Source organism: Zobellia barbeyronii (assembly GCF_018603515.1).
In the GTDB taxonomy this organism is placed as follows: domain Bacteria; phylum Bacteroidota; class Bacteroidia; order Flavobacteriales; family Flavobacteriaceae; genus Zobellia; species Zobellia barbeyronii.
Window position 1 is genome coordinate 658,348 of the sequence record NZ_JACATN010000001.1, and the last position, 24,108, is coordinate 682,455.

At 37.4% G+C, this 24,108-nt stretch carries 23 protein-coding genes; 13 read left to right on the top strand and 10 right to left on the bottom strand.

Annotation, left to right across the window (positions count from 1 at the left end; genetic code table 11):
* Nucleotide 1: 1 nt before the first annotated feature.
* The 4 genes from HW347_RS02605 to HW347_RS02620 are packed head-to-tail and all read left to right on the top strand — an operon-like array spanning nucleotide 2 to nucleotide 6,306.
* Complete coding sequence (locus tag HW347_RS02605) at nucleotides 2–1,087, top strand: efflux RND transporter periplasmic adaptor subunit (RefSeq protein ID WP_214610389.1); 1,086 nt, start codon at nucleotides 2–4, stop codon at nucleotides 1,085–1,087.
* A 37-nt stretch (nucleotides 1,088–1,124) separates the two neighbouring features.
* Complete coding sequence (locus HW347_RS02610; RefSeq protein ID WP_214610390.1) at nucleotides 1,125–4,271, top strand: efflux RND transporter permease subunit; 3,147 nt, start codon at nucleotides 1,125–1,127, stop codon at nucleotides 4,269–4,271.
* A gap of 7 nt (nucleotides 4,272–4,278) precedes the next feature.
* On the top strand, nucleotides 4,279–5,682 hold the full coding sequence (locus tag HW347_RS02615) for a TolC family protein (RefSeq protein ID WP_214610391.1): 1,404 nt from the start codon (nucleotides 4,279–4,281) through the stop codon (nucleotides 5,680–5,682).
* Nucleotides 5,683–5,700: 18 nt separating this feature from the next.
* A complete protein-coding gene (locus HW347_RS02620) occupies nucleotides 5,701–6,306 on the top strand; it encodes a TetR/AcrR family transcriptional regulator (RefSeq protein WP_214610392.1) in 606 nt (201 codons plus the stop codon).
* Between the two features lie 8 nt (nucleotides 6,307–6,314).
* Here the strand turns inward: HW347_RS02620 and HW347_RS02625 are convergent, their stop codons facing one another.
* Both HW347_RS02625 and HW347_RS02630 read right to left on the bottom strand, forming a co-directional pair.
* A complete protein-coding gene (locus tag HW347_RS02625) occupies nucleotides 6,315–6,782 on the bottom strand; it encodes a CYTH domain-containing protein (protein WP_214610393.1) in 468 nt (155 codons plus the stop codon).
* On the bottom strand, nucleotides 6,775–7,449 hold the full coding sequence (locus HW347_RS02630) for an NAD(P)H-binding protein (RefSeq protein WP_214610394.1): 675 nt from the start codon (nucleotides 7,447–7,449) through the stop codon (nucleotides 6,775–6,777). Before HW347_RS02630 ends, HW347_RS02625 begins: the two co-directional genes overlap by 8 nt.
* Nucleotides 7,450–7,477: 28 nt before the next feature.
* On the opposite strand from HW347_RS02630, the gene dinB reads away from it, so the two are divergent.
* From dinB to HW347_RS02645, 3 genes are all read left to right on the top strand, one after another.
* Nucleotides 7,478–8,578, top strand: coding sequence for a DNA polymerase IV (dinB, locus tag HW347_RS02635; RefSeq protein ID WP_214610395.1), 1,101 nt, complete (start codon nucleotides 7,478–7,480; stop codon nucleotides 8,576–8,578).
* Between the two features lie 156 nt (nucleotides 8,579–8,734).
* Entirely contained in the window at nucleotides 8,735–9,634 is a 900-nt protein-coding gene (locus HW347_RS02640; RefSeq protein WP_214610396.1) for a helix-turn-helix domain-containing protein, read from the top strand.
* Between the two features lie 75 nt (nucleotides 9,635–9,709).
* Complete coding sequence (locus HW347_RS02645) at nucleotides 9,710–12,184, top strand: TonB-dependent receptor domain-containing protein (protein WP_214610397.1); 2,475 nt, start codon at nucleotides 9,710–9,712, stop codon at nucleotides 12,182–12,184.
* Nucleotides 12,185–12,247: 63 nt separating this feature from the next.
* Here HW347_RS02645 and arfB read toward each other — a convergent pair whose 3' ends face one another.
* From arfB to HW347_RS02680, 7 genes are all read right to left on the bottom strand, one after another.
* Complete coding sequence (arfB, locus tag HW347_RS02650) at nucleotides 12,248–12,652, bottom strand: alternative ribosome rescue aminoacyl-tRNA hydrolase ArfB (protein WP_214610398.1); 405 nt, start codon at nucleotides 12,650–12,652, stop codon at nucleotides 12,248–12,250.
* A 3-nt stretch (nucleotides 12,653–12,655) separates the two neighbouring features.
* Entirely contained in the window at nucleotides 12,656–13,636 is a 981-nt protein-coding gene (locus tag HW347_RS02655; protein ID WP_214610399.1) for an ABC transporter ATP-binding protein, read from the bottom strand.
* A 94-nt stretch (nucleotides 13,637–13,730) separates the two neighbouring features.
* A complete protein-coding gene (locus HW347_RS02660; RefSeq protein ID WP_214610400.1) occupies nucleotides 13,731–15,860 on the bottom strand; it encodes a prolyl oligopeptidase family serine peptidase in 2,130 nt (709 codons plus the stop codon).
* Between the two features lie 98 nt (nucleotides 15,861–15,958).
* Entirely contained in the window at nucleotides 15,959–16,948 is a 990-nt protein-coding gene (locus HW347_RS02665; protein WP_214610401.1) for an aspartate-semialdehyde dehydrogenase, read from the bottom strand.
* A 210-nt stretch (nucleotides 16,949–17,158) separates the two neighbouring features.
* Nucleotides 17,159–17,563 carry a large conductance mechanosensitive channel protein MscL gene (mscL, locus tag HW347_RS02670; protein WP_214610402.1) on the bottom strand — a complete coding sequence of 135 codons (405 nt, stop codon included), beginning with the start codon at nucleotides 17,561–17,563 and terminating at the stop codon, nucleotides 17,159–17,161.
* Nucleotides 17,564–17,661: 98 nt separating this feature from the next.
* A complete protein-coding gene (gene alr, locus HW347_RS02675; RefSeq protein ID WP_214610403.1) occupies nucleotides 17,662–18,771 on the bottom strand; it encodes an alanine racemase in 1,110 nt (369 codons plus the stop codon).
* Nucleotides 18,764–19,408, bottom strand: a complete 645-nt coding sequence (locus HW347_RS02680; protein ID WP_194533294.1) for a thymidine kinase — start codon at nucleotides 19,406–19,408, stop codon at nucleotides 18,764–18,766. The genes alr and HW347_RS02680 overlap by 8 nt, the downstream gene beginning before the upstream one ends.
* Nucleotides 19,409–19,575: 167 nt before the next feature.
* Between HW347_RS02680 and HW347_RS02685 the strand changes: the two genes are divergently transcribed.
* The 5 genes from HW347_RS02685 (at nucleotide 19,576) to HW347_RS02705 (ending at nucleotide 22,371) form a co-directional block, all read left to right on the top strand.
* Entirely contained in the window at nucleotides 19,576–20,286 is a 711-nt protein-coding gene (locus HW347_RS02685; protein ID WP_214610404.1) for a hypothetical protein, read from the top strand.
* A gap of 118 nt (nucleotides 20,287–20,404) precedes the next feature.
* Nucleotides 20,405–20,761, top strand: a complete 357-nt coding sequence (locus tag HW347_RS02690) for a DoxX family protein (RefSeq protein WP_155595460.1) — start codon at nucleotides 20,405–20,407, stop codon at nucleotides 20,759–20,761.
* 4 nt (nucleotides 20,762–20,765) lie between these two features.
* Entirely contained in the window at nucleotides 20,766–21,437 is a 672-nt protein-coding gene (rsmI, locus tag HW347_RS02695) for a 16S rRNA (cytidine(1402)-2'-O)-methyltransferase (protein ID WP_214610405.1), read from the top strand.
* 5 nt (nucleotides 21,438–21,442) lie between these two features.
* Nucleotides 21,443–21,787, top strand: coding sequence for a HopJ type III effector protein (locus HW347_RS02700; protein ID WP_214610406.1), 345 nt, complete (start codon nucleotides 21,443–21,445; stop codon nucleotides 21,785–21,787).
* A 2-nt stretch (nucleotides 21,788–21,789) separates the two neighbouring features.
* Nucleotides 21,790–22,371: a uracil-DNA glycosylase family protein gene (locus tag HW347_RS02705; RefSeq protein WP_214610407.1), complete on the top strand. Its 582-nt coding sequence runs from the start codon at nucleotides 21,790–21,792 to the stop codon at nucleotides 22,369–22,371.
* A gap of 1 nt (nucleotide 22,372) precedes the next feature.
* Here HW347_RS02705 and HW347_RS02710 read toward each other — a convergent pair whose 3' ends face one another.
* Nucleotides 22,373–23,209, bottom strand: coding sequence for a class I SAM-dependent methyltransferase (locus tag HW347_RS02710; protein ID WP_214610408.1), 837 nt, complete (start codon nucleotides 23,207–23,209; stop codon nucleotides 22,373–22,375).
* A gap of 420 nt (nucleotides 23,210–23,629) precedes the next feature.
* On the opposite strand from HW347_RS02710, the gene HW347_RS02715 reads away from it, so the two are divergent.
* Nucleotides 23,630–24,058, top strand: a complete 429-nt coding sequence (locus tag HW347_RS02715) for an OsmC family protein (RefSeq protein WP_155595456.1) — start codon at nucleotides 23,630–23,632, stop codon at nucleotides 24,056–24,058.
* Nucleotides 24,059–24,108 lie beyond the last annotated feature (50 nt).

A 24,108-nucleotide genomic window follows, 5' to 3' on the forward strand; every position in this document is an offset into this window, starting at 1 on the left:
AATGAAAAAGTTATCAATCATAGGACTATTAAGCGCAGGACTTCTTTTAAGCTCCTGTTTTGGAACAACGCCAACGGCGCCTGCGGCTGGCGCAACGCCTCCTCCTCCAAGTTTAAAAGTTGGTGAATTAAAAAAACAAGACCTAACGGTATATAATGAGTTTGCTACTACTTTAGAAGGTAAGCAAAATGTTGAAATATGGCCAAAAGTATCTGGTTTTGTTCAAAATGTATATGTTGAAGAGGGTCAGAAAATTAAAAAAGGACAAATTCTTTTTAAATTAGAAACTCAAACTTTGAACCAAGATGCTAATGCTGCTAAGGCAAGTGTAAACGTAGCTCAAGTAGAAGTAGACAAACTTAAGCCACTAGTAGAAAAAGGCATAATTAGCGAAGTTCAGCTAGAGACTGCCAAAGCGCAGCTTGTTCAGGCCCAAGCTAATTACCAAAGTGTTGCTTCAAACATTGGTTACTCCCGTATTACCAGTCCCGTAGACGGTTATATTGGTGAAATTCCTTTTAAAATAGGTGCCTTGGTAAGTTCTGCTATGAGTCAACCATTAACTACGGTTTCTGACGTTAGCGAGGTTCGTGCTTATTTTTCTTTAAACGAAAGAGAGCTTTTAAAGTTAAAAGAGTCTATGCCTAAAAATGAAAAAAACTTAGTGGATCTTGAAAAAGCTCCAAAAGTAACACTTGTTATGATTAATGGTGAAGAATATCCTGAAACAGGTAAGATTGCTATGATCAACACTATCATTAATAGTACCACCGGAAGTGTAACCGCAAGAGCTGATTTTGATAATAAAAATAACTTGCTAAGCAGCGGTAGCACCGGGAAAATAAAAATTCCTACAATTTATAAAGAAGCATACGAAATTCCACAATCAGCCACTGTTGATCTTCAAGGTAAGAAACTTATTTACGTAGTTAAGGATGACAATACTGTTACTACGATGCCAATAGATATCGTTGCGAACACGCAAAAAGGATTTATTGTTGAAAATGGAATTGACGAAGGAACTACAATTGTTCTTGAAGGTGTAACTAAAATTAAAGACGGAATGGCCATAAGCCCGGCCAAGTAAGAATCCGTTATTCATCATAATTTATAAATAGAGAACAATGTTTCAAAAATTTATAGATCGTCCCGTACTATCTACGGTTATATCGATCATTATAGTTATTCTAGGTGTTTTGGGTTTAACAACCCTGCCTATAGAACAATATCCGGAAATAGCGCCGCCAACCGTACAGGTTACGGCTACCTATACTGGTGCAAACGCAGAGACGGTACTTAATAGTGTTGTTACTCCGTTGGAAGAGCAAATTAACGGTGTGGAAGGTATGTTATACATGACCTCAAACGCTAGTAACGATGGTGCCGCTACCATAAACGTATTCTTTGAACTTGGTACAGACCCAGATATTGCTGCGGTTAACGTACAGAACAGGGTGGCACGTGCCAACAGTGTTCTACCACAAGCTGTAGTACAGACGGGCGTAATTACTCAAAAATCTCAGACTAGTGCGCTTATGTTCTTTTCATTGTTTTCAGACAATGAAAATTACGACGCCACTTTTGTTGAAAACTACGCAAGAATAAACTTAGTACCTAAGTTACAACGTATAAAAGGGGTTGGTAACGTAACTGTTTTTGGTGCCAAAGATTATTCCATGAGAATCTGGTTGAATCCAGAAAAAATGGCTGCTTACAACCTTATGCCATCGGATATTCAAAGTGCACTTAATGAACAAAACCTTGAAGCTGCTACCGGAAAAATAGGTGAAAATGCTGATGGTGTTTATGAATATGTATTAAAATACAAAGGACGTCTTTCAGAAGAAGGCGAGTATGAGGATATAATTATTAGAGCTCAGGAAAACGGACAATTTTTACGTCTTAAAGATGTTGCTGAAGTTGAATTGGGTGCCTTTAACTATGGTACCAAAAATGAAGGTATGGGTAAACCCGGTACCGCTGTTGGTATATTCCAAACATCTGGTTCCAATGCAAATGATATTATTAATTCCATTCAAACAATTTTAAAGGAAAGCAAACAAGATTTTCCTAAAGGGCTTGATTATGTAATACCATACAATACTAAAGATTTCTTAGATGCATCTATAGATCATGTTGTCATGACTCTTATTGAAGCATTTATATTAGTGTTTATTGTGGTATTCCTGTTTCTTCAAGATTTCAGGTCTACCTTAATACCCGCTATTGCAGTACCAGTGGCTATAGTAGGTACGTTCTTCTTCCTCTCATTATTTGGGTATTCCATAAACATGTTGACGCTTTTTGCAATGATACTTGCAATTGGTATTGTGGTGGATGATGCCATTGTGGTAGTAGAGGCGGTTCATGCCAAGATGGAAGAAGGGGCCAAAGATGCTAAGGTTGCCACTAAATCTGCCATGTCAGAGATTTCTGGTGCTATTATATCTATTACCTTGGTAATGTCGGCCGTATTTATTCCGGTTTCGTTTATTTCTGGTTCTTCGGGAGTTTTCTACCAACAATTTGGTATTACACTGGCTATCGCTATTCTTATTTCTGCAGTAAATGCGCTAACGTTAAGCCCTGCACTTGCAGCACTTTTCTTAAAGCCGCATAATCCATCAGAAGAACATAAAAAAGGGATAACTAAGCGTTTCTTTGGTGCTTTCAACACTGGTTTTGATGCTATTACCAACAAATATGTAGGTTCCGTTAGATTCATTACCAAAAGAAAATGGATTACTGTATTAGCCTTGGTATTGTTTACCGCTGCAACTGTTGTATTGTTCAAAACAACGCCTGCAGGATTTATACCAAATGAAGATAGAGGTCTTGTTTTTGCCGATATTAGTTTACCTCCGGGAACTACTTTAGAGCAGACTCAACAAACCGTTAAGAAATTAGATTCTATTTATGCTTCAATGGATATTATAGAGGCTAGAATGAATATTACTGGTTTTAGTTTATTGAACAGAGTAAATGGTGGTTCTTATGCCTTCTCTGTACTTCGTCTTAAAAATTGGAGCGAAAGAACAGACCCATCACAATCTGTTGACGCCGTAGTTGGTAGTCTTTTCGGAAAAACTGCTGGCCTAAAAGATGCTAAGGCATTTTTCTTTACACCTCCAAGTGTACAAGGTTTTGGTAACTCTACAGGTTTTGAAATGAACTTACAGAGTAAAGATGCAGATGACTGGCAAACTGTAGGTAAAACTACAAATGAGTTCTTAGCTGCATTGAATGCTAGGCCTGAGGTTAAATATGCCATTACACAGTTTAATCCTAATTTCCCTCAATACGAGTTAAAGGTAGATGTTGAAAAGACTAAAACAGCTGGTTTAGCGGTTACGGATGTCTTCAATGCTATGCAAGGTTACTATGGAGGTCTGTACACTACCGACTTTAATAAATTTGGTAAGCAGTACCGTGTAATGATTCAAGCAAAACCAGAAGACAGAGCAGATGAACAATCGCTTAACCACATTTTTGTAACCAATTCAAACGGAGAATCAGTTGCTGTATCCCAGTTCGTTTCTTTGGAGAAAATTTATGGTCCGGAAATCGTAAGTAGGTTTAACCTATTGAGTTCCGTTAAAATTAACGGCGCCATGAATCCTGGTTATTCTACAGGTGATGCTATTAAAGCTATTGAAGAGGTATCCGCTCAAGTATTGCCTTCTAATTATACATACGAGTACTCTGGTCTTACAAAAGAAGAGAACAGTGCAGGTAGCCAAACGATTATCATATTTATTTTAAGTTTGGTATTTGTATACTTCTTATTAAGTGCACAGTATGAGTCTTATATCTTGCCGTTCGCCATATTGCTATCATTACCATTAGGTATTGCAGGTGCTATTGGATTTATAAACGTGGCAGGACTTGAGAATAACATTTACTTCCAAATTGCTCTTATTATGTTGATTGGTCTACTCTCTAAGAATGCTATTCTTATTGTAGAGTTCGCACTTCAGCGTAGAAAGCACGGTATGTCTATAGTAGAATCGGCTTTAGATGGTGCCAAGGCACGACTTAGACCTATTTTAATGACTTCTTTCGCCTTTATTTTCGGTTTGATGCCACTTGCATTGTCAACTGGTATTGGAGCAGTAGGAAACAAGTCTATTGGTATGAGTGCCGTAGGTGGTATGTTAGTAGGTACCATATTTGGTGTGTTTGTGATACCAGCGTTGTACGTTATTTTTCAAACTATGCAAGAGCGTATAACCGGTGCGCCACAAGAAACTATTGAAGAATCAAAGAACTAGAGAAATCATGAAGAAATTAACTATAAATAAATTCTTATTGGTAGCTGCATTACCGCTCTTGTTACAATCTTGTTTTGTAGCAAAGAATTATGATAGGCCCGAAGTGCAGACGGATAGTCTGTACAGAACAGATAACCTACCGCAAGACAGTGTATCGTTCGCATCGGTCTCTTACAAGGATGTCTTTACGGATTCACATTTAAAAACGTATATCCAAAGGGGGTTGGACAACAACCTAGATATCCGCATCGCGTTGCAAAGTATAGCAGCTGCACAGGCTTATGTTAAGCAGGGAAAAGCAGGTTATTTACCTACTTTGAACGGTGCTGCTAGTGCAACTAGAACAGCAAGAACCAGTGAAAACGGACAATTCGGAAGTTTTTTCACGCAACCTTTTAATCAATATGAAGCTTCAGGAACAGTATCGTGGGAAGCTGATATTTGGGGAAAAATAAGAAGTAGTAAGCGCGCAAGCGATGCAAGTTACTTGCAGACTGTGGCAGCACACCAAGCCGTGAAAACGGATTTGGTAGCCCAAATTGCTACAACATACTACCAGTTATTAGCACTAGACAAGCAGATCTCGGTTACCGAACAAACTATTGATAACCGTCAAAAAAGCTTGGAGACTATTAAGGCTTTAAAAGATGCGGGACAAGCAAATCTAGTTGGTGTTGATCAAACTGCAGCGCAATTATATAGTGCACAGAGTCAATTATTAGATCTTAAAAATTCGCTTTATCAAACTGAAAATACAATGAGTATTCTTTTGGGAGAGAAGCCACAATCCTATGAGCGAAGTTCTTTAGATGAGCAATCTTTGGTTAATGAAATGACACTTGGTGTACCTGCCCTGTTGTTACGTAACAGACCTGATATCATGCAAGCAGAATACAACTTAATGAACAACTTTGAGCTTGCTAATGTTGCGAAGAGTAATTTTTACCCTTCAATAACATTATCGGCACAAGGTGGTTTTCAAAGTTTGGAATTGGATAATTGGATAGACAGTAGTTCTATTTTTGCTAATCTTGTAGGTGGTCTTACTCAACCTATCTTTAACGGTAGAAAAATAAGAACTGCTTATGAAGTTGCTAAAACACAACAAGAACAAGCATTGTTGATGTTTAAAAAAGCGCTTTTAAATGCTGGCCAAGAAGTATCAAACGCTTTATATGACTATAATATTTCTGTTGAAAAAGAAGGTTATGTTACCAAACAAGTGGTAGCCTTAAAAAGAGCGGAAACCAATTCAGAAGAATTATTAAACAGTGGATACTTAACCTATTTGGACTTGTTAACTGCAAGGGAAAATGCTTTGAACGCAGAGCTTAACTTAGTAGACAACAAGTTTTCACAATTATCTGCAACAGTAGAGTTGTACCGTTCCCTTGGTGGTGGATGGCATTAAACACCTTCTGGACGCATCATGGATAAAGACAAGTTTTTAGAATTTGCCCTTTCTAAATTTATAAGGTTCGGAAGCAAGCGGTTTACTTTAGATAACCTTGCACATGAGATGAGTATTTCGAAAAAAACGATTTACGAAAATTTCAAAAGCAAAGAAGAGGTTGTGCAAGAGAGCTTGGTTGCATTTATAAATAAGCTTCGTTCTAAAATTCATGAAAGTGTTGAAAAACAAAAATCCAATCCTATTCTAGCCGTCATTGATGTGTATAGAATAGGATTGGATTCTTTTAAATCCTTTAGTCCTTCATTTTTATTCGGCTTAAAAAAATACTACCCAGATGTTTACGTTTCTATAAGCGATTTCAGGTCAAAAGAGCTTTATGCCTTGGTTCAAAATCTTCTGCAAAAAGCCAAGGAGAAAGGTCAAGTGCGAGATGATATTGATGTAGAACTTATCTGCGAGTTATATTTAAACCGACTTGAGCTCATTCTCTTCTCCTCAAAAAACCTCTTTGAAGAATATTCTGTTCAAGAGCTACTAGAGCATATTGTCATTAATAATCTACGCGGTATTGCTACACAAGATTATCTGAAGAAAAACAACTTCATGCTAGAAGTACATTAGCTACTAAACTACCAATTTTTAAAAGGATTTTTACTTAATTGTGAGTTGTAGTAAGCAACCTTACCCGTTACCTCTTCCCCTAACCATGATGGTTTTTTAAATACTTGGTTTTCAGATTCTAGTTCTATTTCGGCAACAATAAGCCCTTCATTTTCACCGTGAAATTCATCTACTTCATATTCGTGTGAACCTAACGGAACCCTAAACCGTACTTTGTCTATAATTCCAGGCTCACAGATGAGCAACAGCTGCTCTGCATCGGAAACCGGAATTTCCTTTTCCCATTCAAATCGCATCGTTCCTGCGTCGTTTGATTTTCCTTTTACCGTCAAAAATCCCGATTGGTCTTTTATACGAACCCTTACGGTTCGCTTTTTATCAGTATTTAAAAAACCCTGAACAATTCGTTCCTTCGATGAGGCCTGCTCTTGATACGCCTTAGACGTGACCAAGAATTTACGTTCAATTTCAATCACTTAACGCTGCTATTTTATTAATTTGATCAGACTCTATTTTATTTACCTCGCAACCTGTATTAGCTACTTTTAGCATAGCTCTTGCAATTGCGTCAGGTTCAATAGAGCGGTATTTGGCCAGTGGCCCAACCAAAACAAGATTAACCACTTTCATTACTTGTTTAAACAACAGCTCCCCTGTACGTTTTTCTTCTCGCTTACCACCAATTAATGAAGGTCTAAAGATATAGGTGTTCTTAATTTTTTCATTAAGGACAGCATCTTCCATTTCACCCTTTACCTGATTATAAAAAACACTGCTCTTTGCGTTCGCTCCCATTGCAGAAACTACCAAAAAAGTAGAAATTCCATTTTGAGCACAAAGCTTGGCTGCCGTTACGGGAATACCGTAATCTATATTTTTATAAACTTCTTTATTAGGTGTTTTTGACTTGGTAGTACCAATGCAGCAAAAAAGCTCATCGCCTTTAAAGTATTCTTTAAACTGTTCAAGGTGCAGCAAATCGCCTAAATGCTCTTCTATTTTCTTGTGCGATATACCCACACTGGAGCGAGAGAACAACTTTATTTTCCCATAACGGTCATCGGCTAGCAAAAGTTGTAATAAAATGCCCCCCGTAAGACCCGTTGCGCCCAGTATTATTGCTGTCTTTGTTTGTGTTTCCATCCAACTAAATATAACTTAATTTTGCAGTATGCCAAACGATTTTCCATTGCGAAAAATTATTCATGTTGATATGGATGCCTTTTATGCATCTGTAGAGCAATTGGATAATCCAGAATTGCGTGGAAAGCCCGTTGCCGTTGGCGGAAGTTCAAAAAGAGGTGTAGTAGCCGCGGCAAGTTACGAAGCAAGGAAATATGGTGTACGCAGTGCCATGAGCAGCGTAATGGCCCAACGTAATTGTCCTGAACTGATATTTGTTAATGCGCGCTTTGATAGATATAAAGAAATCTCTAAAATCATACGCGGTATTTTCTATCAGTATACCGATTTGGTAGAACCCCTTTCTTTGGACGAGGCCTATCTTGATGTTACCGTCAATAAAAAAGGAAATCCATCTGCTTCTTTACTGGCGAAAGAGATACGGGAAAAGATTTTTGATGCTACAGGTCTTAATGCATCTGCCGGAATTTCTATAAATAAATTCATTGCGAAAGTTGCCAGTGACATCAACAAACCAAACGGACAAAAGACGGTTAACCCAGAAGAAGTATTGCAATTCTTAGAAGACCTTGAAATCCGAAAATTCTACGGCGTAGGAAAGGTCACAGCGGAGAAAATGTACAAACTAGGCATCTTTACCGGTAAAGACCTAAAACTAAAAACAGAACCCTTTTTAGAAGAAAATTTTGGAAAAAGCGGCAGTTACTATTATAACGTTGTCCGCGGAATTCATAACAGCGAGGTTAAGCCACATCGTATTCCAAAATCTGTGGGCGCAGAGCGAACATTCAATGAAAATTTGAGCAGTGAAGTGTTTATGTTAGAACGTTTGGACCATATTGCGGAGGAATTGGAGAAGCGCTTAAAGAAAGCGAATATCGCTGGCAAAACAGTAACCTTAAAAATTAAGTATAGCGATTTTACGTTGAACACCAGAAGTAAGACTTTGGCTTATTTTATCTCTGCCAAAAGCCTTATTTTAGAAACAGCAAAAGAACTTTTGTATCAGGAAAAATTACAAAATTCTGTACGTTTACTTGGTATTTCGCTAGCCAACCTCAATACTCAAAAGGAAGAAAAAGACTCAAAAAAGGAAATAGTCACGGTACAGTTGAAATTCGAGTTTTAAGCTTCGGCCTCGCTTTTAACGAAAAAATTAACATTCTTTTAAATATTTACACCAAAGTGCTACAAATTAAACACTTTGTGTTAGAATTCACAGCCATTCCCAAGGGTTGTTAACATCTAAGCTGCACTTTAATCTGTTATCTTTATAGCTAGTCTTATGCCAGACTTTTATCATCAAAATGATGTATTGGTGACACAAATAGTTCTGACAAGAAATCCTGATAAACCATATCAATTGACGAGAACCAAAATTAGAACCTATTCCAAAATTTCTGCCCTAGCGGATATCAAAATCGAGCCGTTCGATGTCAATAAACGCTACACCAAACCGCACCGCCATAACAAGTATATGGAGCTGGTTTATTTTAGTGCAGGTAGTGGTATGCATTATATGGATGAGACTGGTTACGCCATAGAGCCTCCAGTAATATTCATCATCAAAAAGGATGAAGTACACCACTGGGAAATAGATACTGTTCCTGAAGGTTTTGTTATTATTATAAAGGAAGGTTTTTTAGAAAAGACCTTGGACAAACATATTAACTTACAACTAAGGCAACTGGGGCATAAAAAAATAATCAAACCTAACTTTGACCCAACCATACAATCACTCTTTGAAATTGCATCTAAAGAAATTAAGGAAAACTGCGCCAGTAGGGATATTTTGGTGGAAGGTGTTCTCAAAGCCTTATTCTCGAAAATATTGACCTATGTAGAGATTGATGAAAATGTGTCCGCAAACAATTTAGAAGAACGTTTTGAGGAATTGCTGCAAACTAAATTGAAAAATGATGTAGCTTATTATGCCCAAAAGCTGAACACCACTTCGCAAAATCTAAATGCACTCTGCAAAAGAAAACATGAGAAAACAGCCTCAACCGTAATTGCAGACCATATTTTAAAAGAAACTAAGCGGTTACTGTTATATACTGATCTGTCAGTAACTGAAATTGCCTACGCTTTTGACTTTACAGACGTTTCTCACTTTGTTAAGTACTTTAAGCGCCACGAAGGTCAAACCCCTTTACATTTCAAAAAAGCAGCGATCGTACCTTAATTTTTTCAAACAGACCATAATGCAGTAGGGATTAAGCGTAATTTCGACACCTAATTAAGAACAAACCTATTGATTATGAAGTTTTACCATCTATTAGCCCTTCTAATTTTCTTGGCTCCGCTATCTGCATCTGCCCAAATAACTGGCAAAATAACGGACGGAGACAATGAATATCCGCTAGAGTACGCAACTGCAGCTATCTTTAACCAAGAGAATGGTGAGCTGGTTACCGGTGTAATTACAGATCTAAATGGTTTCTTTACTATTGAGGATATTAAAAACGGTACGTATTATTTAGAAGCCTCCTTCATTGGCTTCGCAACCAAAACCATAAAAGACATAACGGTACAAAATAAGAAAGCCCTAGACCTAGGCACTATAAACCTTACTATTGGTGGAAACCAGCTGGAGGAAGTGGTCATAAAAGGCCAACGTGCAACCGTTATCAATAAAATAGACCGACAGGTATTTGACACAAAAACATTCCAAAACAGTCTTGGTGGTAGTGCCACGGACGTGGTTAAAAACATACCATCTGTAAGCGTTGATGGTCAAGGAGAAATTAGTGTTCGCGGTAGCACCGGTTTTGTAGTTTTACTTAACGGGAATCCAGTTCAAGGAGACGCTTCTAACCTACTGAATCAGCTTCCAGCAAATGCCATAGAGCGAGTTGAAATCATTACTGCTCCTTCCGCTAAATATGATCCAGAAGGTAAAGCAGGTATTATGAACATAATTACCAAAAAAGGTGCTGCAGATGGTTCATTTGCCCAAGTAAACATAAAAGGAGGCCTTCCTTCTATAGAAACCTATGGTAATGACAAAGCACACCAACGTTACGGTGCAGATGCTACTTATAATATTCGTAAAGGCAATTGGAATATCTCTATGGGTGCCAGTTACCAACGTAATGACCTTGGAGGAAGACGTGAAGGTGATGTTTTTACTATCATAAACGATACACTTACACAATTTCCATCTAGCGGAGAGCGTAGTTTTGATGAAATTAATTATAGCGGAAGGTTTACTGTTGATTATGCTCCAAATGATAAAAACTCCTATTCGCTGGCGTTTTACGGAGGGAAAAGAAAAAAAGACCGTCTAGCCGATATCGTGTATTACGATAACCATGGGATTACCCCAGCCGTTGGGGGTGAACGATTTTATACCTTTCAGTATTACAATCATAACTTAAGAACTAGAAAAAGCGATTTTGCATTGGGAAGCTTTGACTATTCGCATGTTTTTGACAATACTTCCCAACTATCAACTTCATTTTTATACGAATACACATTATTGGGCGGCCCTACGGAAAGTGACAACCTAGGCGAACCTGATAGAAGCATAATATACCAACAAGAATATAACACTAATGACAACCCGCTGAATGGTATCCGTCTGTCCTTAGATTATGCTTGGAAACCATTTGCAATTGGTCAATTAGAAACAGGCTACCAATACCGAAACCTCGACCATACTGGTGATTTTGTATACGAAAGAAAGGATGACACTACCGCTGGTGCTTTTGAACTTGTACCAGAATTTTCCAGCGAAGTAGACCTTCAGAGAAGTATTCATTCTGGTTATGCACAATTAACAGGTGCTAAGGATAAATGGGAATATGCAGCAGGCGTACGTATTGAAGCTATGGACCGAGAACTTGACCTTCGTGATAAGCAAGGTCTTATTGATACTACCTATGCTTACGATTATGTAAAACCGTTTCCATCGGCATCGGTTCAATATACTTTTGAGAATAATACAAAGTTAAAAGCGGCCTATAGCAAAAGAGTAGAACGTACCGCTACTTTTAAAATGAACCCGTTCCCGGAGCGCGAGCACTCAGAAACCTTGGAACAAGGAGACCCAACCCTAAAACCTGAATTTATAGACTTACTTGAAGTGGGTATCAGTAAAAATTTTGATGGTGGAAATTCGGTTTTTGCAACGGCTTATTACCGTGACACCAAAAACTTGGTTAACAGAGTAAACACAATCTACAACGATACTATTTTAAATAGAATCTACTCTAACGTAGGTAAAGCAAAATCAATAGGCATGGAGATAGGTACACAGGTTAAAGCTACGGAAAACTGGTCTAACTTTATTGGAGCAAATCTTTATAATTATTCTATTGATGGTGAATATGATGGTCGTGATGTAGACAGCAGTTCTTTTGTGTATTCTATAAATGCTAACAGTACCTATACTTTTTCAGAAACCGCTTCTTTACAATTTACCTTTAATTACCTATCCGAAAGAGTTACGGCACAAGGGGAAGATTCGCGTTTTTATTCGCCTAACCTAACCTTTAAGAAGTCATTTTTAGATAACCGCTTAACGGCCACTTTACAATGGCAAAATATAGATATGGGGTTATTGGACACGAATGAACAACGGATTACTACCTACCGCGAAGGTGAATTTTTCACCACCACAAATTATGTGTATGAGGTAGATATGGTATTGCTGAACCTGTCTTATAACTTCAATAAGAACAAGAATAAATCCAAATTCATTGATAGTGAATTCGGTAAGCAAGAATTTTAAAGCAAGTTGATGTTTAGTTGAGGATCGGGTTTCAAATCCTGAACAAGAAAGCCCCAATGATTTTTAATCTATTTGGGGCTTTCCTCTATTGGTCTTTTTCTGTGCGTTCTTCTTTTTGTGCTTCAACCGTTTCTCAATAGAAGATCTTGACGGTTTAGTTTTGCGACGTTTCTTTTTAACCTTTAGCGCATCTTCAATGAGGTTCAAAAAACGGGCAATAGCCAAATCCTTATTTCGGTGCTGACTTCGGCTTTCATCACACTGCATTTGTAAAATGCCTTCTTTAGTAAGCCTATGTCCTATTTTTCTATGAATACGTTCTTTCTCCGTATTAGTAAGTCCATTAGAATCTTCAACCGAAAAGCTAAGGTCTATTTTAGTAGATACTTTGTTTACATGCTGTCCTCCGGCACCACTGCTTCTAACAGCCTTAAAGTTTAATTCTTGAAGCAGCTGGGATTTATTCATAACTTAAGAATCTCCCATACGTTGGTTGATGGTCTCTATGGAAATGTTCAGATAAATTACCTTTCCTACTTCTAAAGGCTTATCATGGTGAAAATAAATATCTTCTCCTTCGTAAACACCCACAATCATAAAATGGCTTCCCATATAATAGGCACCTTTCACCACAACCTCTAAACCGGATTTACCCGAAACCTTAAACTCATGTGCATAAACGATGATACGTCTTTTGGTATCTGCATATGATTTTACAATATTTATAGGTATTTTATTGGCTTCGCCGAAAAGAGAAGCTACATAGAGGTCTTTAGGGTGCTCATAGAGGTTTTTAGGACTATCCTTAGCCACAACGAACTTATCCTTAAGTACAACTACCCTATCTGCAAATGGGAGCATGTCCATATGGTCATGTGTAGCCGTTAGCACAGTTATTTTTTGACGCCTTAAATATCCAAAAAGATTCCGACGCAAACTGTTCTTCCTAAAATTATCAATATTACTAAAAGGTTCATCTAACAGTAATACTTTGGGCTCTTGTGCCAATACCCTTGCCAATGCTACTCGCTGTTGTTGACCGCGACTCAACAACTTTACCTTGGTTTTGGCAAATTTGGTCATCTCAATCATCTCCAAAAGCTCAAACGTACGTTCTTTGAGTTCTTCGGGCTCAAAAACGGACAAAAACTGGCTAATATTCTCCTCTACCGTAGTAAAAGGCATCAAATCAAAATCTTGGGAGAGATACTTCATGTACGGCTCGCCCGGCACCAAATTATGAAGAGGGCCTAACACTTGGTTTTCATTCCAATATACTTCGCCAACCTCAATATGTAAGAGTCCGTAAATAATTTTTAAGAGCGTACTTTTTCCACAACCGCTTTCGCCTATAATGGATACATGTTCACCCTTTGCCACTTTTAAGTTGATGTTTTCCAATATGGAAGCACCATCTTCATAGCTAAAAGACACATGATCTACTTGTAACATATATTCGTGTTCTATAAACCGGAAGACTCTATCATAAAAAAGTCAAATCGGTATTTAATTTTTTTTAATAAAGCACTATTGCTTTGAACTGAGTTTAATTCGGAAGTGTTTCAAACCCCATATTATACAGTGTAAACGCAAAAATATCTGCGTACTGTTCAATGGTCTTACTTACCGGTGTACCTGCTCCGTGACCTGCGTTGGTCTCTATTCGAATCAAGGTAGGGTTTTTTCCCGATTGTTTGTCTTGCAGTTCTGCTGCAAACTTAAAACTATGCGCTGGAACTACACGATCATCATGATCCCCTGTAGTCAACAATGTAGCCGGATACTCCACACCTTCCTTGATAGTATGAACGGGTGAATACCCCTTTAAGTATTCAAACATCTCCTTGCTCTCTTCAGAGGTGCCATAATCATAAGCCCATCCCGCACCAGCCGTGAATGTATGGTAGCGTAACATATCTAAAACCCCAACCGCAGGCAAAGCCACCTTCATTAGGTCTGGTCTCTGCGTCATAGTAGCACCAACTAAAAGTCCGCCATTACTACCACCACGAACGGCTAGATAATCAGAAGAAGTATACTTGTTATCAATCAAGTACTCCGCAGCGGCAATAAAATCATCAAAAACATTCTGTTTTTGCATTTTAGTACCGGCATCATGCCATTTTTTACCGTATTCGCCACCACCTCTTAAATTAGGTACGGCATATATACCACCTTGCTCTAACCAAACGGCATTGGCAATACTAAATGCAGGTGTTAAACTGATGTTGAAACCACCATAACCATATAAAATAGTTGGGTTTTTGCCGTTGAGTTCCAGTCCCTTTTTGTGGGTAATAATCATAGGAACCTTAGTACCATCCTTTGAATTATAAAAAACCTGATTGGATTCATAATCATCGGAATTGAAATCTATATTAGGTTTCCAATAGGATGTATATTCACCAGTCTCTACATCATATTTATAAGATGACCCGGGAATGATATAATTGGTAAAAGAAAAGTAAAACTCCTTATTTTCTTTCTTGCCTCCAAAACCGGAAGCACTCCCAACACCAGGAAGTTCAACTTCACGAATTAGATTTCCTTCGTAATCATATTGAAGCACCTTACTTATGGCGTCTACCATATATTCTGCAAAGAAATATCCACCACCTGTACCAACAGTTAAAACGTTTTCGGTTTCTGAGATAAAATCTACCCAATTTTCCTCAGCTGGATTATCAGCATTAACCGTAACAATTCTTTTATTTGGAGCGTTTCTGTTGGTAACGATATAAAGTTTTGAACCTTCGTTTTCAATAATATAATTGTCCGAATCCGTATCCTCAATAATAGGAACTAGCGGACTATCTTCATTTGAAAGGTCTTTAATAAACAACTTGTTTCCTGAAGTTGAAACAGCAGCCGAAATCTGTAAATAACGCTCGTCTTCAGATACCGAAGCACCTATATATCTATGTTTTTCAGCGTCTACCCCACCATATACCAATTGGTCTTCTTTTTGATAGGTACCCAATTTGTGGTAATACACTTTGTGTTGATCAGTCTTTGCAGACAGCTCGCTTCCCTCTGGTTTATCATAGCTAGAATAATAAAAACCTTCGTTTCCTTTCCATGAAATTCCACTAAACTTAATATCAGTAAGCGTATCTTCAACTACTTCCTTGGTCTGGGCATTTATAACAATAGCCTTTCTCCAATCGCTACCACCTTCCGAAATTAAATACGCGGCAAGCGAACCATCTTTTGTAAAACTTAATCCAGCAAGAGATGTAGTTCCATTCTCTGAAAACGTGTTAGGGTCCAAGAAAACCTCTTCTTTACCTTCTCCTTTCTTTCTATAGATGACATACTGGTTTTGTAAGCCATTATTTTTATAGAAATAGGTGTAATTCCCTTCTTTAAAAGGAGAACCTAATTTTTCATAATTCCATAATTTCTCTAGCCTCTGTTTAAGTGCCTCGCGAAACGGGATTTTTTCCAAATAATTAAAAGTAACCTCATTCTGTGCTTTTACCCATGCACCGGTTTCTTCGCTCATATCATCTTCTAACCAACGATATGGGTCAGCTACGGGAATTCCAAAATAAGTGTCAACAGTTTCTGATTTACGGGTCTTAGGATATTTCACAATAGTAGTCTCAGTTTTTGGTAAAGATTTGCAAGCAACAATAGTTACTGCCAATGAAAACAACACAACGTATTTCTGCATGATTTGAAGATTGAAATCCGCTAAAAGTACCATAAAAAAACCTATGCCGGCATTGCACAGCATAGGTTTTAACTAAAAATTTAGAAAGTATATACTTTTTATACCAAATGGTTTTCTAATAAATATTCCGCAATTTGCACCGCATTTGTAGCAGCTCCTTTACGAAGGTTATCGGCAACAATCCACATGTTTAAAGTATTACGTTGCGACTCATCTCTACGAATACGTCCTACGAAAACCTCATCTTTGTCATGTGCATAGATTGGCATTGGATACGTGTTCGTATCTGGATTATCCTGAACAGTAACACCAGGGGTATCATTCAACATTCTGCGAACATCGTTTAAATCAAAGTCGTTTTCAAACTCAACGTTTACTGATTCTGAATGGCCACCTGCAGTAGGAATACGAACTGCCGTTGCGCTTATAGAAAAACTACGGTCATTAAATATTTTTTGTGGCTCACGTGCCAACTTCATTTCTTCTTTAGTATATCCATTTTCTAAGAAAACATCACAATGTGGCAATGCATTTCTGTTAATAGGATAAGGATAGGCCATTTCACCTTGTATACCTGCCATCTCGTTCTCTAACTGACGTACGGCCTTAACACCTGTTCCTGATACCGATTGGTATGTAGAAATGACTACACGCTTCATTTTATATTTCTTGTGTAATGGAGCAAGTGCCATTACCAACTGAATAGTAGAGCAGTTAGGGTTAGCTATAATTTTATCTTCTTTGGTTAATTCACCTGCGTTAATTTCAGGAACAACCAATTTTTTGGTCGGGTCCATTCTCCAAGCAGAAGAATTATCTACAACAGTAGTACCCGCTTCTGCAAATTTAGGAGCCCATTCCAATGAAGTATCACCTCCAGCAGAAAATATAGCAATGTCTGGCTTTGCTGCTACGGCATCGGCCAAACCTATAATTGTATATTCTTTATCTTTATAAGAGAGTTTCTTACCTACTGAACGCTCAGAAGCGACCAATAATAAATCAGTAACTGGAAAATTACGTTCGTTCAATACTTTGAGCATCACCTCGCCAACCATACCGGTGGCACCTACAACGGCTACTTTCATCTTTAAATAATTTAGAAGCACAAATGTAATGCAACCCTATTGACCTGACAAGCATTTTAAACCTGTATAATCATTATTTAACAAATTGTTATAAATACAACATTGTATCAAAAAAGAACCGTCAAAGAAGTTGCGAACTTCAATGACGGTTTTAAGATTAAACTGCAATGCAGCGGTGGTATTCCCTAAAAACAAGGGAAACCTTTATTCTTATTGCTTTTTAAGCAAATCTCTAATTTCAGCCAATAAGTCTTCCTGAGAAGGACCTGCTGGAGCAGCTTCTGGAGCTGGAGCTTTTGTTTTGTTGTAAGCTTTTACCATGATGAACATTACAAACCCTACGATGATAAGGTTAATGATGCTGTTAACCCATGCACCGTAACGTATTTGGTTTGCTGGTGTAGTAACTGAACCATCTGCAGCGATAACTGCTGGATCAAGTGTAATAGCCATTGATGCAAAATCAAGACCTCCTGCAAAATGTCCTACGATTGGCATGATGATATCGCCTACAAAACCGTTTATAACTAGTCCAAGAGCGGTAGCCATAATAACTGCAACAGCGAAATCAATGACGTTGCCCGTCATAATAAAATTCTTAAATTCTTTTAACATGATAATTAGTGTTTATAATGGTTATTTAATTAATGGCGCAACTTAATGCACTGCAAATTAACAAAAAAAGGATTAATTACGGCGTGATGCCCCTGGTTTTAATTATCAACAACCACGCGAGTGACCCGTTGGGATATACCAGTTAGTATTTCATACGAGATAGTTTTAGCACCGCTAGCAAACTCTTCGGCAGTTGGACTAGTCCCGAAAACAATGACCTCATCACCCTCTTTACAATCAATTCCAGTAACGTTTATCATGATCATATCCATACAAACATTTCCTACAATGGGCGCCTTTTTTCCATTGATGGTTACATGAGCGTTTCCGTTACCATATTGTCTTCCAATGCCATCTGCATGGCCAATTGGCAAAGTAGCCGTTACAACAGCTGCTTCTGCCTTGTACGCTCTGTTATATCCAATACTTTGACCTTTATCAATTATATGAATCTGAGAAATGACGGTCTTTAATGTTGCCGTAGGTTTAAGTTGGGCATCTATAGCTGCTTCGTTTCCAAAACCATAAAGTCCAATTCCACATCGTACCATATCGTATTGAGCCTTTGCATAATTGATAACACCTGAGGTATTTAATAAATGTAGCATAGGTTTATGCTTCAATTTGGGAAGAAGCACCTTAGTAAGGTGTTCGAAAGTCTCAATCTGGTTTTCGGTAAACTCCTGCTCATTTAAATCTTCGGATGCTGCTAAATGTGAAAAAACAGAAACAACCTTAATTTGATCTTGATTGTCTAACACAGCTGTTAAGGCATCAATCTCACTTTCTACAAAACCTAACCTATTGAGGCCTGTATTGAATTTTAAGTGAATAGGATATTGTTCTAATCCCTTTTTCTTTGCAACCTGCAGAAAATTATTCAAGATTTTAGGTGAATAGATATTAGGCTCAAGATTATAAGCCACCAGATTGTCAAAACTTACCGGTAGCGGATGTAATACTAAAATGCGAGTCTTTATTCCTGCTTCTCGCAAAGTAACTCCTTCACTTACATAGGCAACAGCAAAGTAATCTGCTCCTAAAGCTTCTAGCTTTTTTGCAATCGCTACAGAATCACTTCCGTAGGCAAATGCCTTCACTACCCCTAAAAATTTAGTTTTAGGGTCTAATCTTGATTTCAAAAACCTGTAATTATGTTCTAGAGCCAAAAGGTCTATTTCTAAAACGGTTTCACCTGCTTTAGCCATCGATTTTCTTATCGTTAGATTTTATTTCTTCACTCTTCACCTCTAAATGCTTTACTTTTTCTTGTAATCTTGCCTTATAATATGCGCCACGGCTCAAAGGTTCGTACTCTTCCGTTTCACCTAATAACACCAAATTATCATTATTGGACTTTCTATGACTGTAATTGGCTAAATTGCCAGTACGTGTGCAGATGGCATGTACTTTGGTAACATACTCTGCAGTAGCCATTAATGCTGGCATAGGACCAAACGGATTTCCTTTAAAATCCATATCCAAACCGGCCACTACAACCCGCACTCCTTTATTGGCTAAATCGTTACAAACAGTAACAATTTCATCATCAAAAAATTGGGCTTCGTCAATACCAACAACATCGCAGGTATCTCCCAAAATACGAATATTGGCAGCTGCAGGTACAGCTGTAGAACGTATTTCATTAGCATCATGAGATACAACCATGTTCTCATCATAACGATTATCTACCGTTGGTTTAAAAATTTCAACCTTTTGCTTGGCGAACTGAGCACGTTTTAACCTACGGATTAACTCTTCGGTCTTACCGGAGAACATAGAACCACAGATGACTTCTATCCACCCGAATTGTTCTTTATGATTAACAGTATTTTCGAGAAACATTTTGTAATTTTAGACGAAAATATAGGGTTTTTCGTTCTTAATATTGTAGAACCTTAGTGGATACATTGTTTTTATTAAAACATTCCGCTAAAGTTCAGAATTTAATGTTAGCAAAGATAGAGATACCTTTTTTACCCCAACCCGGTAGAATTAGAAAAAATTGACCGATGAAGAAAAAATTGAAGGAAGAGCTACGAAAATTATCTACTGATATTATCACGGCTCGTGATATGGATATGAGCGAGATGTATGATGTCGCTAAAAACTTATATGAAAAATTAGCGGTTCTTAAATACATAGAAGAGCAGCTAAACGACATAGAAATAGATGTTTCAAAAAATGTGATTGCTGCCAAATTCGAGAAAATGGCCAATGCCGTGCTTAACGAAAATGCTTCGGTACCCGAAAGCAATCCACACCAAGAAGATATAATGATACCTGGTATGGATACCATAAAAGATATGATCTCTGAAATGCCTAGCCACGATCAACGTGTAGATGAAGTATTAGAAGAATTCATGTCCAAACCGGACTACATGAAAAACGATCAAGAACTTTTTGAACCTCAAAAACCAGTTGCACCTCAGCAGAACGGTGCAGCTCCTAAAAAAGAGGTACACACAAAATCTCTGAACGATAAAATTTCTAACAAAGAGCTTAAAATAGATCTTAACAATAGACTGGCTTTTGTTAAACACTTGTTTAACGGTAGTATGGAAGATTACAATAGGGTTCTCTCTCAGTTAAACACTATAGATAGTGAAGAACGCTCCGTTGCTTTTATTAATAACATGGTTAAGCCAGACTATAATAACTGGGCTGGTAAAGAAGAATATGCAGAACGATTTATGCAATTTATTGAACGAAAATTTTCTTAGATAGATAGCTATCCGATATCTGAAAAATATAGACCCTTTGTTTTGAACGAAGGGTTTTTTGTTGGAAATTAGTTTCAGATAGCAGTTTTCTTTATTTTATCGCCAAAACCTTACCACCATGAAAACCCAAAAAGCCCTTTATTGGTCTGCTTTAGTTTTGCTTACGGCCATTATGCTCTTTTCCGCATTCAATTATTTCACTAAATACGAAATGATAGCCGGTTTTTTTGAGCATTTAAGTTATCCCACCTATCTCATATACCCATTGGCCATTGCTAAAATTCTAGGCTTGATAGCCATATGGGGCAATTTCTCCTCATGGCTTAGAGAATGGGCGTATGCAGGTTTCTTTTTTGATACACTTTTAGCGTTCTTTGCACATTATATAACTGATGGCCAAGATTATCTATTCGCCTTTATTGCGCTTATAGCTACCTTAATAGCCTATTTTACTGGTAGAGAGCTACGACCTTAAATTTATGGGAAAATTATATTTGGTACCGACACCTATCGGCAATCTTGAAGACATGACTTTGCGTGCAATTCGTATTTTAAAAGAAGTGGATTGTATTCTAGCGGAAGACACCAGAACCAGCGGAAAATTGCTTCAGCATTTTGAAATAACCACTCAAATGCAAAGTCACCATATGCATAACGAGCATAAGACCGTAGAAGCTCTTGTTAGGCGTTTACAAGCCGGTGAAACTATTGCCTTAATTTCAGATGCAGGAACTCCTGCCATATCAGACCCTGGTTTTCTATTGACCAGAGCCTGTGTAGAAAAAAATATAGAAGTTGACTGCCTTCCTGGCGCTACAGCTTTTGTACCTGCTCTAGTGAATAGTGGGTTGCCAAACGATAAATTTGTTTTTGAAGGTTTTCTTCCTCCTAAAAAAGGACGTCAAACCCGCTTAAAACTACTAGCCGAAGAAACACGGACTATTATTTTCTATGAATCGCCTTATAAGTTGATAAAAACCTTAGGGCAATTTGCAGAATATTTTGGAGTGGACAGACAAGTTTCCGTTTCAAGGGAACTTTCCAAACTTTACGAAGAAACATTGAGAGGCACAGCCGAAGAAATGGTGCAGCACTTTACCGATAAACCACCAAAAGGTGAGATTGTAATAGTTGTTGCAGGAAAAAAATAATAAAGATGACATTAGATACTTTTATACAAAAACTAAAGACAGACCCTGAAACCATTGAGTTTTCAGAAACTATGGCGGTAATTGATGCTAATTATGACTTTATTCCTACTGCTTTTACCAACGGTACATTAGAAAATGCCGAAGGACAAAATTCAGGTTCTTGCAAACTTTTTGCTTTTGCCAAAGAACAAGAACTTAACAAAGAAGAAGCTTTAGCCTGTTTTGGAGCGTTTTATTTTAACGATGTTTTAAAAGATGTAGAAGGAAAAGGACACCAGAACATTAGAAACTTCATGAATACCGGATTTGCAGGTTTAAGCTTTACACAAGACCCATTAAAAAGGAAGTAAAAATGAAAAAACTGCTCTCTGAAATACGTAAGTGTGAAGTTTGCAGTGAACACTTACCATTGGGACCAAGACCAATTGTAGCTGGAACAAAAAATGCTAAAATAGTTTTAGTAAGTCAGGCTCCTGGCAGAAAGGCCCATGAACACAACAAAGCATGGGATGACCCTAGCGGTAGAAAATTAAGAGAATGGCTAGGGGTTACGGATGAGCAATTTTACAATCCGGATAATTTTGCAATTTTACCCATGGGGTTTTGCTTTCCCGGAAAAGCTAAAACAGGAGACTTACCGCCACGTAAAGAATGTGCTCCCTTATGGCACGATGTTTTCTGGAGCCATTTAGAGCAAGTACAGTTAACACTTGTAATTGGCAAATATGCACAAGACCATTATTTAAAAGAATTGTCCAAAAAAAACCTCACCGAAAACGTGGCAAATTATCATGAGTTTTTGCCTGAATTTTTTCCTTTACCGCATCCTTCTCCTGTAAACCGTTTTTGGATGTCAAAAAATCCATGGTTTGATATTGACGTGGTACCGGAATTGAAAAACTTGGTCTCATCAATCCTAAATACCAAAACTTAATTTAAAGTGCTTTTTTACGATATAAAGCCCAGAACAAATCCTCGGAAGGATATGGTAAAATAATTTTATCAGGAATCATTTTTAGTAAAAAATTCTCCCCAAAACGATATTTAAGTACAGATTTTATGTGTCTCCCAGAGATTTTTTTAGATGGTCGTCCATGAGCTACTTTTTCAAACCCAAAGGTTTTTAGGAAATTGGTCAAACTTTCTACAGAATACCAATGTAGAACACTTGGAGGTGCATATTCATGCCAATTCTTTCCAAATATTTTAGCTGAAATACTAGACCTGTCCCATGATTCAATAAGAAGTAACCCATCATCTTCTAATAATTTCGAAGCATTTTCAAATGCTTTTTGTTGGTCATAAAAATGGGCAACTACTTGTATCATAGAAATTAGGTCAAACTTATCATCTGCCTTAAAACTTTCAAAAGAACCTTGTTGAATATCTAGACCGTATTCCTTTTGCCCATATTTTGTCATTTGGAGATTAGGCTCAATACCCATTCCACTCCAACCATTATCTAAGTAACCTTTTAAAATAAATCCAGCTGCAGCTCCAACATCTAAAACCCTTCCTTTTTTATTGGTGATTTTTTGAACTTTTTTGGCATACAGTTTACCCCGTTCATACAGTAGTTCTGAATTCTGCAAATAATCTGCGTATCCTCCTTCGCCTTCATTAAAATAGGAATCGCCATAGGTTTGAACAACATGCTTTTCATCTGCTTTAACCTTGGCATAACGGTGATTACAAGACCCACAATCTAAAATATCAAAACCTTTAATTTCAAAAACAAATTCTGATTGTGAACTACAAAGAGGACAATTCATATGGAACCCATGCTATTATAAAATTTATACTAAATACATAACCAGCGCCTGTCATCAAAGTGATGAGATTTAGAACCAATGAATGGTTGAAAATTAGTCGTTTTTATTTATTCTATTAGTTCCATCGGGTAAAGTGCGAATATCTCCGTCAAAATGATTGTTTTTAAATATTTAGTTCCTTAAAATTCTGAAACATTTATTTAATTAGTGATGTTTATCCTATTCCCAGAGCGCTTTTACCGCACAATCATCAATTCAGATTAATGCGCTTGTCCTAAATTGTTCGCTATGAGTTTTCGTTATTTTTATAAGCTTGCTACGACTACATTCTTTTGCTCTTCCAACATAAAGACAAGATGAAATAGCCAATAAAATCTATCTATTAATCGTATTTTTGATACTTACAAGAAATATAAAATTATGTCTACTACAAATCATATTACTACCAAATGGCTGGGTAACATGCAGTTCGAAAGTACGAACCCATCAGGTCTAAACTTAACTATAGATGCAGGTCCGGATGACGGTGGCGAAGGAAAAGGATTGCGACCAAAAGCTTTAATGCTATCCGGTTTAGCGGGTTGTTCAGGACTTGACGTAGCTTCACTTATTAAAAAAATGAAGCTAGAGGTTGATGATTTTCATATTGAAACCATTGCCAACCTAACTGATGAGCATCCAAAGTTTTATGATGCCGTTACTATCGAGTACCATTTTCACGGAAAAGACTTAGCGGAGAAAAAATTGCAAAGAGCCGTAGACCTATCTGTAGAAAAGTATTGTGGTGTAATGGAGATGTTCCGTCAATTTGCAACATTAGAAATCAAGACTATTTTTCATAAGGACTAAGTTTAAAACCTAAAGTTAAAGCTCAAAATTAAAGTTCAAGAGTTAAACTC